Genomic DNA, 14,223 nt, shown 5'->3' with positions numbered 1-14,223 from the left:
AGAGTTTTCATACTTCTTTGACGACACGACCTTGACGGTTATTGAGTTTCAAGCAAAATCGCACACGTTCAATAATCAATGCTACTGCCAAGATAGAAAAGCCCAATAGCGGTCACATCACTACGCCGCCAGTCGCAAACAGATTCTTAATTCCCATGCCAAGCCTTGTAACGCCAACAACAGAAAAACTACATAGCATCGTCAGATAAATTGAGAGTTATTGTCAAGACATTTTTCAGAGTTTTGCTAAAATTATGCAACTAGGCTGATAGCATTTCTCTAGAAAAAATCGCTATAAAACTCTATTATGCAAGGTTTTGGGCATTAAATACAGTTAATAGCTTGACTAAATAATCACTTGATATTTCTAACTAAGCATCTTACTATATCTAAGTTAGTAATATTAAATCGCAATAAATTATGACCTTTTCGGGCATAGCTGTGGAGCCGCGTTCTAAAGAAACTAAGGCTCTCAGGTATTTTTTGATGTGAAGTCTAATGGGTTCGGTAAAGTTGCATATGGAGGATGCAATATGAGCCTAAAGTTACGCAATCATCACCCCAATCACAACCAACAGCAACTTGACGACTGCGGCAGATTTCAGAACGAAGGACTCGGCTGATAATGCTAGCAGTTCCAGGAGTGCCTTGTATCGTTCTCCTCAACAATCTCCTACTCAACCTGTATCAGAATGCTCCTACCCATACTAAGAATAAAAATTAATAATTTTGTGGATAGAAAATAATAGTTGGCTAAACCTGAATCATCTGTTCCCTCTCTACCATCAAAAGCATGACAAGAGCAACTACAGCATCACCTAGAAACTGGAAAATACCGCAAGTATCACCATTAGCAGGTCTGATTTTGGGGATAATGATCCTGCTAATTTGCTTAGTTTATAGTGTCACTTTAGGGGCAGCAGAAATACCTTTAAATAAAATTATCGAATCTTTCATCATCTTTGATGGTTCTTATGAACATTTAGTGATTCAGACGGTGAGATTACCGCGATCGCTTGTCGCCCTGCTGGTAGGATCATCCTTAGCAGTCGCCGGTGCATTAATGCAAGGCTTGACACGTAACCCCCTAGCAGATCCAGGTATTTTAGGTATTGAATCAGGAGCCGCATTAGGTGTAGTTACCACAGTTTTTGTGTTTGGTAGCTCCTCTTTGAATGTGTTAACGATGGTGGCTTTTTTGGGTGCTGGGGTGACAGCAATCTTAGTCTATCTCTTGGGTTCTCTAGGAAAGGGAGGAGCAACACCCTTAAATCTCACCGTTGCAGGTGCAGCGTTAACGGCTCTAATTTCTGCCCTGACTACTGCTATTTTGATTGTAAGTCAACGCACCTTAGAAGAAATCAGATTTTGGTTAGCGGGTTCTTTGGCTGGACGGGATTTCAACATTTTATTGTCAGCATTACCTTTCGTCGTCATGGGCTTAGTAGTCGCCTTCCTTCTGGGTAGACAAATTACAACCATGAGTCTGGGTGAAGATGTGGCTAAAGGCTTGGGTCAACAAACAGCCTGGGTAAAAATTACGACTGGTGTTAGCGTAGTTTTACTGGCGGGAAGTTCCGTTGCCCTTGCTGGGCCAATAGGCTTTATTGGCTTAGTTGTTCCCCACATGGTGAAATTTTTTATCAAAGCAGATTACCGTTGGATTTTACCCTACTCCGCAGTAGTGGGGGCAACTTTATTGTTAGTTGCAGATGTGGCGGCGCGTGTCTTACTCAAACCCCAGGAATTACCAGTGGGAGTCATGACAGCCTTGGTTGGCGCACCCTTTTTTGTCTACTTGGCTAAATCGAAGGTGAAAAGATGAAATTGGACTGGCTTGTATTCCGTTCTGAGTCGATATCTTGGCGAATTGACCGCCGTGTGCCACCAATGCTGCTATGTTTGGCAGTGGCTATTGTGGTGGCGATGGTGATGAATTTAGGACGGGGTGAATATCCGATTTCTCCCTTAGATATCGTCAAAACTGTCTTGGGTATAGATACAGGCAACCCAGATCACGCTTTTGTAATTTATAATCTGCGTCTACCCCGTACTTTGGTAGCCGTCATGGTGGGTATGGCATTGGCTGTTTCTGGGACTATCTTTCAAGGCATCACACGCAATCCATTAGCTGATCCCGGTATTATTGGTATCAATGCGGGAGCAAGTCTAGCAGCCGTTTCAGTCATTGTCTTATTTCCATCAGCACCCATTTACACTTTGCCTTTATCAGCCTTTGCGGGTGCTTTATTGATGGCTGGTTTAATTTACTCCTTAGCCTGGAACAATGGTAGTTCTCCCGTTTTGTTTATTTTAATGGGTGTAGGATTGTCTGCGATCGCCAGCGCATTCACCAGTTTATTAATTACTTTTGGCGATATTTATAGCGTCAGCGATGCCCTGGTGTGGTTAGCTGGTAGTGTTTACGGACGCACCTGGGAACAAGTCTTTTCCTTCTTACCTTGGTTAATCGTTTTTGTCCCGATGGCGTTGATACTAGCTAGACAGTTAAACGCCTTAAATTTGGGGGATGATGTCGCCCAAGGCTTAGGTACTCGCGTGGAATGGCAACGGGGTTTACTGGTGTTAGTGGGTGTCGCCTTAGCCGGTGCAGCAGTCGCCACCGCCGGAATGATTGGTTTTGTCGGATTAATTGCACCCCACATAGGCAGACAGTTAGTAGGGACAAATCATGAAGGATTGCTCCCTACCTCTGCATTGTTGGGAGGAATGATTGTTGTAGTGGCAGATTTATTAGGAAGAACCCTTTTTGCACCTATCGAAATTCCTTGTGGAGTGGTGACAGCCGCTATCGGCGCGCCTTATTTTCTCTATTTGTTGATTCGGAATCGGAAAAGATAGTTTTGGGGATTGGGGACTGGGGATTAGGGACTGGGGATTGGGGATTGGGGATGGGGAAAAAGCGAGTTTTTATGAATTTAAAATGGTAGTCAATATGAAAGGATTGTCAACGAAAGGTTTATCTTTAGCTTATGATGGTGCGCCAATTATTCGTGATCTGAATTTGGTAATTCCTAATGGTAAAGTTAGTGCTTTAGTGGGTGCAAATGGTTGTGGTAAATCTACTTTATTACGAGGTTTAGCTAGGTTGCTTAAACCCTACGGGGGGACAGTTTATTTAGATGGACAATCTATTTTTAATCTTTCTACTAAAGAAGTAGCACAACAATTAGGAATTTTACCTCAAAGTCCAGTTGCACCAGAAGGATTAACAGTCAGAGATTTAGTAGCACAAGGACGTTATCCTTATCAAAATTGGTTGCAACAGTGGTCACAAAAAGATGAAAGAATTGTCCAACAAGCTTTAGAGATTACAGATTTGTTAACTCTAGCAGATAGAGCCTTAGATACTTTATCAGGTGGACAACGTCAACGTGCTTGGATAGCAATGGCACTGGCACAAGATACAGATATATTACTGTTAGATGAACCAACTACTTTTTTAGATTTGGCACATCAAATAGAAGTTTTAGATTTATTGTATGAATTGAACCAGCATCAACAGAGAACTATTGTCATGGTGCTGCATGATTTAAATCAGGCTTGTCGTTACGCAGACTATTTAGTTGCAGTCAAACAAGGCAGAATTTTTACGGCTGGAGAACCCAAACAGGTAATGACTGAAGAAATGGTAAAAGAGGTTTTTGGTTTAGAATGTCGTATTGTTGCTGATCCAGTGGTAGGAACACCGATGTGTGTACCAATAGGACGCAAGGGAGAAAGGCAATTACAAGCAAATTCTTGTAATTTGTAGGAAGATTTAGATATTAGGAATCTGCGATGAAAATGACAGTTAAGCCCTAATTAATGTTGTTAATATTTATCTAATAGCTTGACTGGTTTTAAGATAGCGATCGCAGCCACCATCCACTTTTCAAAACTACAGTATCACTCATCACTTTATTAAAAGTATTTGTCATCATACTCTATTAGATGAGGTGACATTACTAACCAAGTCTTTACTATGACCCTGACCTTAAAACAGCAAGAATGGGAAGAAATGTGGAATACAACAGCCCAAAATGTTACATCTAGCTCAGATGTGCAATTATTTGAGTATTTATTCCAATTTCCTCAGCAATTTGGTCAAGGTGGAAGAAAAGATGTTGAGGTGCATCCAGAAATTTGCTTATCAATTTTTGATTATGAGTTGCATGAAAATGTCGTGGTACAAATACCAGAGTGGGAACACCCTTTACAATTTAGTGTGAGTCTCTCTGGCACAGTCATCGATGAATATGGCGGGAAGTTGGGAGGAGGGTATACTTGCATTTCTGGGGCTGGAATACAACGTCAGATGTTAGTCACGAGTTCTAAATCTCGACATATAGGGATAAATATTCATATGTCCCCTGATGTGCTGCGAACTTTCTTCCCCCATTGTGATGGTGAAATGCTTCCCCAGTTGCGTTTACTAGCTAACGGTGATGACTGGCAATCCTTAATTTATCCAGAAATTACATCCGCCATAGAACAAGTAGTCAAGCAAATGATGTCCTGTCCTTACCAGGGAACGACAAAACAGATATATTTGCAAGGAAAAGTCATAGAACTTATGGCTTTGCAGTTAGCCCCAATTTTAAATAACCAAGCAGAACTAGCACCATCACCACACCTTAAACCCACAACTGTTAACCGCATTCATCAGGCTAGGGAAATACTGCACTTTCGTTTAGAGAACCCACCATCATTAGTGGAATTAGCAGAAATTGTCGGTATTAGTGAAAGAACTTTACGTTATGGATTTAAGGCATTATTTGGTACAACTGTATTTAGTTATCTGACACAGAAGCGTTTAGAGCGTGCCGAGGAACTTCTGCGACATGGTGGGGTAACTGTAGCGGAAGTGGCGAATTTATTAGGTTATTCTCATTTAGGACATTTTGCGGCGGCTTTTAAACGTCAGTTTGGGATTACACCCAGTGAGTGTTTGCTAGGTAAAAAATCTATTTCTCCTTACTAATGCCGTTTTAGGATATTAACGCCATTTTTGGATAGACGCGATCGCACCAACTTTCCTAAACTACTTCTAGATACAACTGAGAACTTTACGCAATAATTCTATTTACTGGTGTGGAGAGGGGCGTGGCTAAATTGACATTTCTACCAAATGTGCGTTTTTGGTTAGGTATTAGTTTATTAGGATATTTTATTAATTGTGCTACCGCCCAAACGGCTGTGGCTGAGGTGAAAGCCAAAGGGGAAAATCCAGAAATCATGGAACTAGGGGAGTTTAAAGCCCCAGTTACTAGTATTGATGGTTTGTTGTCTCAATCACCAACACCACCTAATTCTCCTGCAACTACAGCAGCTATTACCATCACGGGTGTAAAAGCAAATCCCACAGACAAAGGTGTCGAGGTAATTTTAGAGACTACCCAGGGAGACAGACTGCAAATCACAAATCGCAGTGAGGGTAATAACTTTATTGCAGATATTCCCAATGCTCAGTTACGTTTATCTTCGGGAGAGGCTTTTACATTTCGTTCCGAAAAACCGCTTGCGGGAATTACTGAAATTACTGTCACAAATATTGATGCTAATAATATACGAGTCTTGGTAGTGGGTGAGAACACTTTGCCCACAGTTGAATTATTTGATGGAGATGAAGGGCTAATTTTTGCAGTAGCATCTACAACAACAGCAACGCAGCCGGAAGAAAAGCCAGTCAGTGAAACACCACCAGCAGAACCAACAGCGCAGCAAGATGAACCAATTGAGTTGGTAGTGACGGGAGAGCAAGATAGATATCGTGTCCCCAATGCTTCGACTACAACGCGGACAGATACACCCCTGCGAGATATTCCCCAATCAATTCAGATTATTCCTCAACAAGTGTTGCGGGATCAAGGTGCCGATATATCTAGTGCGCTGCTGAACGCTCCCAGTGTACGTAATGCAGCACCTTCTAATTTTGACTCGTTGCGATTGCAAGTACGGGGATTTTTTAGCCAACCTACATTGAATGGTATTAAAGAGACTAACGGTTTAGCCTCTAACGTGGGGCCTGATTTGACAGGAATTGAAAACATCGAAGTTCTGCTAGGGCCAAACTCAGTTTTACTAGGTTCAACATCTCCAGGTGGAACAGTCAACTTTGTCACCAAGCAACCTTTACGAGATCCTTACTACTTCGTTGAAGCAACTGTGGGTAGTTTTGATTTTTATCGTGGTGAGGTGGATTTATCGGGGCCGCTAGATGATGAGAAAAAAGCACTATATCGGCTGAACGCATCTTACAGAGATCAAGGATTTTTCACTGATCTAAGCCAAACTAGAAATCTAGTAATTGCGCCTGTTTTAAGTCTAGAACTGAGCAAAAATACAAATTTGACCATTGAAGGAGTTTATAAGGATTTAGAGCAGGAGAATTACAATTTGGGCTTACCTGCGGTGGGGACGATCTTTTCTAATCCTAATGGCAATATACCTCGTACCCGCATTACCAATGAAGGTGAGCTTGATGTCACAACTGCCAGGATTGGATATAGACTAGAGCATAAATTTAATGAGAATTGGTCATTAAATAATTCTTTTCGGTATGGCTACGTTAACTATGACGGTACTGGTGTTAACGTTGGTACAAGGCTTTTAGACGATAATCGTACCCTACTGAGAACAGCTAACGATTCTAGCGATCGCTATCGTGATTATAGACTAACAGCAAATGTGATTGGTAAGTTTGCCACAGGTGCAATCCAGCATCAATTACTATTTGGTATCGATTTAGGAAGGTTGAACAACAGCTTAAAATTTACAAGTAGAACCGGCGCACCTATTGACTTATTTAATCCGATTTACGGTCAAGCACCAGGAGCAATCACATTTGAGCTTGATACTAATGCCGTCACTGATGAACTTGGCATCATCATACAAGACCAGGTAACAATTGCGGACAACTTAAAATTACTCGTCAGTGGTAGATTTGATACCTTCACCCAAAATAACAAAGATTTTCTCGCTGGTACAGACACAAGTCAATCAGGTAGTGCTTTTAGTCCCCGCATAGGTATTGTATATCAGCTGATTCCACCTATTTCTCTCTATGCTAACTATAGCCGTTCCTTTGAACCTGCTCTTGGTCAAGCCTTTGATGGGAGTGACTTTGAGCCGACAAGGGGGACGCAGTACGAAGTTGGGGTAAAAGCAGATTTGCATAGTCGGCTTTCAACGACACTAGCTTTCTATGACATTACCCAGTCAAATATTTTAACTGACGACCCAGATAACCCAGGCTTTTCCATTCAAACTGGAGAACAGCGCAGCCAAGGTATTGAACTGAGTCTTGCAGGTGAAATTTTACCAGGATGGAATGTGTTTGCTAGCTACGCCTATAACGATGCCCGTGTCACGGAAGATAATAGCATTCCCGTAGGCAACCGCGTACAACGCACAACTCCCCATGCTGCTAGCTTATGGACAACCTACGAAATTCAGCGAGGTAATTTGCAAGGTTTAGGCTTTGGTTTAGGATTGTTTTATGTAGGCGATCGCGCTGGAGATGCTGGAAATACATTTGAAGTCCCTAGTTATTTAACAACTAATGCAGCTATCTTCTACAAACAAGATAGATTCCGTGCGGCGATTAATATCAGAAACCTCTTCGACGTAGACTATTTTGAAAATGCTTTCAATCGTTTGCGCGTCTCTCCTGGTGAACCATTGACAATCCAAGGAACTGTTTCTTGGACGTTTTGACAATTGCCTAATTTCCTAACTCACACTGGAGGATAAAAGCTAGCAGGATTTATTTAGACATCTTCAGAAACCATAATCTTCTCAATTTCTGGAGATGTATACTAATCCTGTTTTATCAAGCACAAATCTATGAAAATAATTTCACATCGTTTTGTTGTCCTACTCTTATTAGGAATTTTGATATTTACTGCTATTTGGGCTAGTAGTAAAAGTTTTACCTATGAAGCGACAAACTCAATATCTCCACAACAAAACGCAAAATGTCGAGTAGTGCAACACGTCCAAGGAGAAACTTGCATTCCCCTCAACCCCAAACGAATTGTCACCTTAGATTTTAATAGTTTTGCTGCACTTTTAGCCTTAGACACCAAACCTATAGCCACTTGGATTACAACGGAAATAGAAGATAACTTTCCTTACTTTCAAGGAAAAGCAGAGGGAGTAGAAATTTTACATAGTTCCAGTGGTCAAATTAATGTAGAAAAACTTGTACTACTTAATCCTGATTTAATTATTGTGATTTCCCATCCAGGATTTGCAGGGATTTATAAATATGCTGCACAAATCGCACCGACAGTAGTGCTACCTTGGGTAGAAACTAGAGGAAATTGGAAACAACATATTCAAGATACTGCCAGAATTTTAAATAAAACAGCAACAGGTATTCAGCTAATAAATTACTATCACCAACGTGTTAACCAATTAAAGCTAGCAATTGGTAATAACCAACAAAAGAATAGCATATCATTTGCTTATGTCGCTGCCGGACAATTAGTTATAACTCGTCAAAAATCTTTTGCAGGGGAAATTTTAAATGATATTGGTATACTAAACCCTATATTTGCCGAATCTGGTGATTATGATTTACCTCTTTCGGAAGAACTATTACCCAAGATTAATAGCGATATCTTGTTTATTGCACCGCTACGCAAAGATGACTATTCTGTGATCAAAAAACTTCAGGAAAAACCTTTATGGTCTAAACTCAAAGCTGTGCAGCAAAATCAAGTTTACATAGTAGATTTTTCCGTTTGGCGGGGATTGAATATGCTTGCAGCTTATGCAATGCTCGATGACCTTGATAAATACATAGTTAACATCACTTAAAATTATGCCAAAATATAACTTACTTGTCTGCAAATCTTGTCACCGTTCTTCTCAGGAAAGACCAGAAAACCCTCCTTTTGATGGTGATATTTTACTTGAAAAACTCAACGATTTATGTAGTGAAGAATCGTCACTTCATGAGCTAGAAATTAAACCCGTTGAATGTTTATGGGCTTGTAATCACGGCTGTGTTGTGGCTGCTTCTCACCCAGACAAACCCACCTATCTTTTCGTCAATTTGACTCCAGAAGAAAGCGCAGCATCGTTACTGGAATTTATGCAATTGTATATTAAGAGTCGCAAAGGTAACGTAGCTTGGAAAAAATTATCTGAAGTGTTACAAGCTGCTATTTTCGCGCAAATTCCGCCTGGGGATTAGCGGCGATTATCTCTTTTTAGCATTATCCTGACTCAACTTCAGCGATTAAACCAAGCTTCTAAATCAGCCATTCCCTGAAAATCTAACAGTGCTTCGCCAAGATTTTCCAATTGTTCTAAGGACAAAGATTCGACTTGCTGCCGCACCTCTGGAGATAATTCTCCCACACGACGAGTTAATAGACGCAGAACAAGCGATTTTTCTCCTTCTTCTCGTCCTGCTTCCCGTCCTTCTTCCTTAATTTCACGGTAAACTCTTGTTTCCTTGAGTGTAATCCCTAACATTTCTTCAACCTCCCGTTGACTTTTATCTTCAAACTTGTAGACCATGATAGTTGTCAATAGCTCTATTATGGCGCGATTTTGGAGTTGAGGTATTTCTTGTTGACTCCTGGCTAGCAAATACCTTGCTTCCTGTGGTGCTTGCTCATCATCTAAGGTAGTTAACACCATTAACGCCACCCATATAGGTAAAGAGCGAATATCCCCCAACTCATCTAAATATATACGATGCACTTGGTCGCCATTGAGGTGGTTTCTATGGGGATAAATATCGCTTTGCTCGATACTACCGGAAGGGTAAATGATCACAACTTGCCAATCTGTAAATCTATTACGCTGACGATAGAAATATAATGATGATTCTGCAAATACCCTTTCGTAAAGCTGTTCATCCCTTTGAAATTGCACTTCACAAAAATAAACTATCCCTGGTCTTTCATCCTCTGGTGGTAAAAAGACCCCATCAATTTCAAACTTCGGTTCTTTGACTGCTACTGAATCAAACCGATAGTCCTCAGCATTTGTGGGAGGACTAGTTAACAATTCAAACAACAGAGTTGGTGATTGTTGAAATAGCTTGTAAAAAATTGAGTCACGCCGCATGAAGCATTTTAGTTAAATCCTATTAAATATCTAACCATACTTACCTTGACACTCAACTTATCCCTAAACCCAGATTACTCTTAAGTATTTGACATTCTTCACCTTGTCAGCGATCGCCAAAGTCTCAAAACAGTATATGCAACTATCACAAATTGCTATCACATAGCTGTTTGAGTATGTTGGTAGCGATAAATGGCAAACTCCTCTACAGGCGATCGCGCTGATAGATACACATAGTTATTGAGAATTGGGGATAAATCCTGTATACTTATTGCAACTTATTCTTATTTGTCTCGCAAAACATTAATCGGGTTTAGTTTTGCTAAATTCCTATGAAAAATCACAGTTTGCAGGTATTAAAATCTGATTGCTCAAATTTGTTAGTAACTACTGAAGAAAATAAAAATTGCGATCGCACCCCAGATTTTTTAGAAGAAATTATAGAATATCCCCCAGAATTAGGTCGGGGTTATATTCAGGAAGTTGAACTAAGTCGAGGATTTTCCTTAACAATTCGAGATTACCAACATCACAACACCAATCTCACTGAAATTTCACAAGCACACGAACATCCTTTACAGTTTTGTTTTAAAATTAAGGGTCAGACTATTAGTAACATTGAATATGCTTCATTAAAAACAGGCGAAACTGCTTTGTGTGGCTGTGGAATGTCTCCCAAGATGTCGTATAGTTTCTCAGAAATAAATCAAGAAATTGATATTCACATCGAAGCGAAATTATTGACCCAATTATTCGGGATTCAAGATGATGCAATTGCACCACATTTAAAACATTTGTTTCGACGACCAGAGGAAGAATATTCTGTAAGTACGCGAGCAATTACCACCCAAATGCAGGTTGCGTTACAGCAAATTTGGCAATGTCCCTTTCAAGGTATGGTCAAACAGGTTTATTTGCAAGCAAAAGTTTTAGAATTAATGGCTTTGCGATTACAGCAGGATATGAGTGGAGAAATTATCCAATGCCATAATTATCAACCAAAACGCAAAATAATTGAGCAAATGTATCAAGCAAAAGAAATTTTAGAAAGCCGTGTAGAAAATCCACCTTCTTTAATTGAATTAGCAGAAAATGTTGGACTGAGCCTCTATCAATTAAAACAAGGTTTTCAGAAAGTATTTGGTCAAAGTGCTTTTCAATATTTACATCAATATCGGATGGAACAAGCGCGACTTTTGCTGTATGAGGGTAATATGCGTGTGGCAGATGTGGCAAATACTGTAGGATATTCTCACTTAGGGCAATTTTCAGCAGCGTTTAAACGTAAGTTCGGTATCAGTCCCCGCGATTGTCTAAAGGGGAAAGTGTAATAAAATTTTTATATAAACCTCCTTTTTGGGATAATTAACCGCCATTTTTAGATAGACTCCCACCCTGAGAAAATCCTAAGCTCAGTATAGGTTCTAATTGATAAGTTTTCTCTGTAAGTTGACCGTTGCTCACTCAAAGCAGAGATATCAAGGAAAATAAAAGGTGTGGGAGTCATCAATGAAGCTGCAAAAATTACTACATATATTGTTTGTTTCTGGTTCGATTTGGGTGGTAACGGTGAATAGTGCGATTCCTGCGGAGCGCGTCTCTACGAGACGCTACGCGAACGCGATCGCACAACCAGATTCCCAACAACAGCCCAGAAAAATCGAACCCAATACAAGCAGTCATATCAAAACCCCACATATCGCTTCTTCTTTAGCCCAAGCACCCACACCAGAAGTTATCGCCATTACAGGAGTAAAAGCAAATCCCACCGATAAAGGTGTAGAAGTAATTTTAGAGACAACCCAAGGTGAACAACTGCAAGTCACCAATCGCAGCACCGATAATAACTTTATTGCTGATATCACTGGCGGACAGTTGCGGCTACCTAACGGTGACGCTTTCACATTTCGTTCCGAAAAACCACTTGCGGGAATTATTGAGATAACGGTTACGAATATTGATGCTAATACTATGCGGGTAATAGTGGTAGGTGAGAAAACGTCACCTACAGTTGAATTATTTGATGATAATACAGGGTTGATTTTTGCTGTAGCATCTACAATAACAGCGACTCAACCGCCAGAAACGCCGCCAGTTGAAGAACAGTCAGCAGCACAGCAGGATGAGCCGATTGAGTTGGTGGTGACAGGTGAACAAGATGGGTATCGTGTACCGAACACCTCAACTGGGACAAGAACTGATACATCTTTACGTGACATTCCCCAATCAATTCAAGTAGTACCGCAACAGGTATTGCGCGATCAGAATATTACTCGTTTAGATGATGCTTTAAGAAATGTTCCTGGTGTAACTCAGGATTTTGGCCCTGGTCAGTCTATCTTTTACAGGATTCGGGGATTTGAAAACACAGGTAATAACTTCCTCAGAAATGGACTACCCGATCCCGGTGCTGGAGAATTGGTCGAACTTGCTAGTGTGGAACAAGTCGAAGTTCTCAAAGGGCCAGGATCAGTGCTATTTGGTTTAGGTAATCCTGGGGGAAGTATCAATTTAGTCACTAAGCGTCCCTTGAATGAACCTTTTTATGGTGTTGATGCAACTTTTGGTAGTGATAGCTACTACCGGGGTGCGATTGATTTATCTGGGCCATTGAATGACTCGAAAACAGTCTTGTATCGTCTGAATACAGCCTACAGAAACTCAGGTAGTTTTGTCGATTCCTATACAAGTGAAAACTTCAATATTTCACCTGTGATTAGTGTCGCAATTGGCAAAAATACTAACTTAACTATAGAAGGGGATTACATCAATGCAAAAGATTTTTTCCGATTACCTGGTGTCCCAACAATAGGAACGATATTTCCTAACCCTAATGGCAAAATACCCCGTAATCGTAACTTGGCTGAACCTTCCGATATCATTGAACAAACAGTTACAAGAATAGGCTATCAGCTAGAACATAAATTTAATGACAGTTGGTCATTACGCAATGCTTTTGTGTATAACTATCGTGATTATTACGATAGAATACACCTTCCCTCTGGTTTACAGGCAGATAATCGCACTCTGAATCGTTTTTACCGAGAATTTGACTTTGTAAGTACAGCTTATACTTTCACTACAAATACTGTTGGCAAGTTTTCTACTGGTGCAATTGAACATCAACTATTATTTGGAATTGATGTGCATCGTTTTGAAAACAGAACACCAAAATTTAGAGGTGCAGAAGGTGCGCCAATTGATATTTTTAATCCTGTTTACGGTCAGCCACGCCCTCAGCTTGGGGATGAATTTAGCGATGCAACCACCACCAACTCATTAGGAATTTATTTACAAGATCAAATTGCTCTGACAGATAATTTAAAGGTGCTATTAGGTGTGCGGTTTGATACTTTTGATCAGAAGGCAGAAGATTTTACTTTTCAATTAGCAAGTAGTAAGTCAGATAGTGCATTTAGTCCTCGTTTGGGAATTGTCTATCAACCCATACCAGCGATTTCACTTTATGCTAGTTACGTTAGTTCATTTGCTCCCGCCAACGGATTAATTTCACCTGGTGATGCTTTGAGTAATTCCTTTGAACCGGAAAGAGGGAGACAGTATGAGGCTGGGGTAAAGGCAGATTTTAGCGATCGCCTTTCGGCAACATTAGCATTCTATGACCTAACTCGGAGTAATGTTTTAACAGCAGACCCCAATAATCCAGGTTTTCAAATCCAAACTGGTGAACAAAATAGCCAAGGTATGGAACTGAGTCTGACAGGGGAAATTTTGCCAGGATGGAATATTATTGCAGGCTACGCTTATACTGATGCACGGATTACTGAAGATAATACTTTTCAGCCAGGAAACCAATTGCCAAATACGCCATATCATTCTTTCAATTTATGGACAACCTATCAAATTCAACAAGGTAATTTACAAGGTTTAGGCTTTGGTTTAGGCTTGTTTTTTGTAGGCGATCGCGCTGGAGATTTAGCCAATACTTACGATATTCCTAGCTATCTTCGCACTGATGCAGCAATTTACTATAACCGAGATAAATTTAGAGTTGCACTTAATTTTAAAAATCTCTTTGACGTAGAATATTTTGAATATGCCGTGAATTCTACTCGCGTTAACTACGGGCAGCCTTTGACGATTCAAGGAACAGTTTCCTGGCAATTTTAATAA

10 protein-coding genes and 1 pseudogene are annotated in these 14,223 nt (G+C 40.3%); 9 read left to right on the top strand and 2 right to left on the bottom strand.

What is annotated here, in order from left to right:
- Positions 1 to 10 precede the first annotated feature (10 nt).
- A pseudogene (locus ACM5QX_RS06830) lies at positions 11 to 157 on the bottom strand (MotA/TolQ/ExbB proton channel family protein); the annotation flags it as partial.
- 636 nt (positions 158 to 793) lie between these two features.
- On the opposite strand from ACM5QX_RS06830, the gene ACM5QX_RS06825 reads away from it, so the two are divergent.
- The 7 genes from ACM5QX_RS06825 (at position 794) to ACM5QX_RS06795 (ending at position 9,205) form a co-directional block, all read left to right on the top strand.
- The gene (locus ACM5QX_RS06825; protein ID WP_414752932.1) at positions 794 to 1,825 is read left to right on the top strand and encodes a FecCD family ABC transporter permease; all 1,032 of its coding nucleotides are present in this window, start codon (positions 794 to 796) and stop codon (positions 1,823 to 1,825) included.
- Positions 1,822 to 2,862, top strand: a complete 1,041-nt coding sequence (locus tag ACM5QX_RS06820) for a FecCD family ABC transporter permease (RefSeq protein WP_414752931.1) — start codon at positions 1,822 to 1,824, stop codon at positions 2,860 to 2,862. The genes ACM5QX_RS06825 and ACM5QX_RS06820 overlap by 4 nt, the downstream gene beginning before the upstream one ends.
- A 94-nt stretch (positions 2,863 to 2,956) precedes the next feature.
- Positions 2,957 to 3,775, top strand: a complete 819-nt coding sequence (locus ACM5QX_RS06815; RefSeq protein WP_414752930.1) for an ABC transporter ATP-binding protein — start codon at positions 2,957 to 2,959, stop codon at positions 3,773 to 3,775.
- A gap of 210 nt (positions 3,776 to 3,985) precedes the next feature.
- On the top strand, positions 3,986 to 4,984 hold the full coding sequence (locus ACM5QX_RS06810; protein WP_414752928.1) for a helix-turn-helix transcriptional regulator: 999 nt from the start codon (positions 3,986 to 3,988) through the stop codon (positions 4,982 to 4,984).
- A 122-nt stretch (positions 4,985 to 5,106) separates the two neighbouring features.
- Entirely contained in the window at positions 5,107 to 7,719 is a 2,613-nt protein-coding gene (locus ACM5QX_RS06805; RefSeq protein WP_414752927.1) for a TonB-dependent siderophore receptor, read from the top strand.
- A gap of 129 nt (positions 7,720 to 7,848) precedes the next feature.
- Complete coding sequence (locus ACM5QX_RS06800; protein WP_414752926.1) at positions 7,849 to 8,826, top strand: iron-siderophore ABC transporter substrate-binding protein; 978 nt, start codon at positions 7,849 to 7,851, stop codon at positions 8,824 to 8,826.
- Positions 8,827 to 8,830: 4 nt separating this feature from the next.
- Positions 8,831 to 9,205 carry a DUF1636 domain-containing protein gene (locus ACM5QX_RS06795; RefSeq protein WP_414752925.1) on the top strand — a complete coding sequence of 125 codons (375 nt, stop codon included), beginning with the start codon at positions 8,831 to 8,833 and terminating at the stop codon, positions 9,203 to 9,205.
- 38 nt (positions 9,206 to 9,243) lie between these two features.
- Here ACM5QX_RS06795 and ACM5QX_RS06790 read toward each other — a convergent pair whose 3' ends face one another.
- The gene (locus ACM5QX_RS06790; protein WP_414752924.1) at positions 9,244 to 10,089 is read right to left on the bottom strand and encodes an Rpn family recombination-promoting nuclease/putative transposase; all 846 of its coding nucleotides are present in this window, start codon (positions 10,087 to 10,089) and stop codon (positions 9,244 to 9,246) included.
- Between the two features lie 332 nt (positions 10,090 to 10,421).
- Between ACM5QX_RS06790 and ACM5QX_RS06785 the strand changes: the two genes are divergently transcribed.
- Both ACM5QX_RS06785 and ACM5QX_RS06780 read left to right on the top strand, forming a co-directional pair.
- On the top strand, positions 10,422 to 11,420 hold the full coding sequence (locus ACM5QX_RS06785) for a helix-turn-helix transcriptional regulator (RefSeq protein ID WP_414752923.1): 999 nt from the start codon (positions 10,422 to 10,424) through the stop codon (positions 11,418 to 11,420).
- A 178-nt stretch (positions 11,421 to 11,598) separates the two neighbouring features.
- The gene (locus ACM5QX_RS06780; RefSeq protein ID WP_414752922.1) at positions 11,599 to 14,220 is read left to right on the top strand and encodes a TonB-dependent siderophore receptor; all 2,622 of its coding nucleotides are present in this window, start codon (positions 11,599 to 11,601) and stop codon (positions 14,218 to 14,220) included.
- Positions 14,221 to 14,223 lie beyond the last annotated feature (3 nt).

It is taken from the genome of Anabaena sp. CCY 9910 (assembly GCF_963920875.1).
In the GTDB taxonomy this organism is placed as follows: domain Bacteria; phylum Cyanobacteriota; class Cyanobacteriia; order Cyanobacteriales; family Nostocaceae; genus Trichormus; species Trichormus variabilis.
This window is presented reverse-complemented; position numbering and strand designations above follow the sequence as displayed.

What these genes read in the sequence shown, in the direction of transcription:
- ACM5QX_RS06825 (WP_414752932.1), top strand. Translation starts at nt 794, where the DNA reads ATGACAAGAGCAACTACAGCATCACCTAGAAACTGGAAAATACCGCAA.
- ACM5QX_RS06795 (WP_414752925.1), top strand. Translation starts at nt 8,831, where the DNA reads ATGCCAAAATATAACTTACTTGTCTGCAAATCTTGTCACCGTTCTTCT.
- ACM5QX_RS06780 (WP_414752922.1), top strand. Translation starts at nt 11,599, where the DNA reads ATGAAGCTGCAAAAATTACTACATATATTGTTTGTTTCTGGTTCGATT.
- ACM5QX_RS06820 (WP_414752931.1), top strand. Translation starts at nt 1,822, where the DNA reads ATGAAATTGGACTGGCTTGTATTCCGTTCTGAGTCGATATCTTGGCGA.
- ACM5QX_RS06800 (WP_414752926.1), top strand. Translation starts at nt 7,849, where the DNA reads ATGAAAATAATTTCACATCGTTTTGTTGTCCTACTCTTATTAGGAATT.
- ACM5QX_RS06785 (WP_414752923.1), top strand. Translation starts at nt 10,422, where the DNA reads ATGAAAAATCACAGTTTGCAGGTATTAAAATCTGATTGCTCAAATTTG.
- ACM5QX_RS06790 (WP_414752924.1), bottom strand. Translation starts at nt 10,089, where the DNA reads ATGCGGCGTGACTCAATTTTTTACAAGCTATTTCAACAATCACCAACT.
- ACM5QX_RS06815 (WP_414752930.1), top strand. Translation starts at nt 2,957, where the DNA reads ATGAAAGGATTGTCAACGAAAGGTTTATCTTTAGCTTATGATGGTGCG.
- ACM5QX_RS06810 (WP_414752928.1), top strand. Translation starts at nt 3,986, where the DNA reads ATGACCCTGACCTTAAAACAGCAAGAATGGGAAGAAATGTGGAATACA.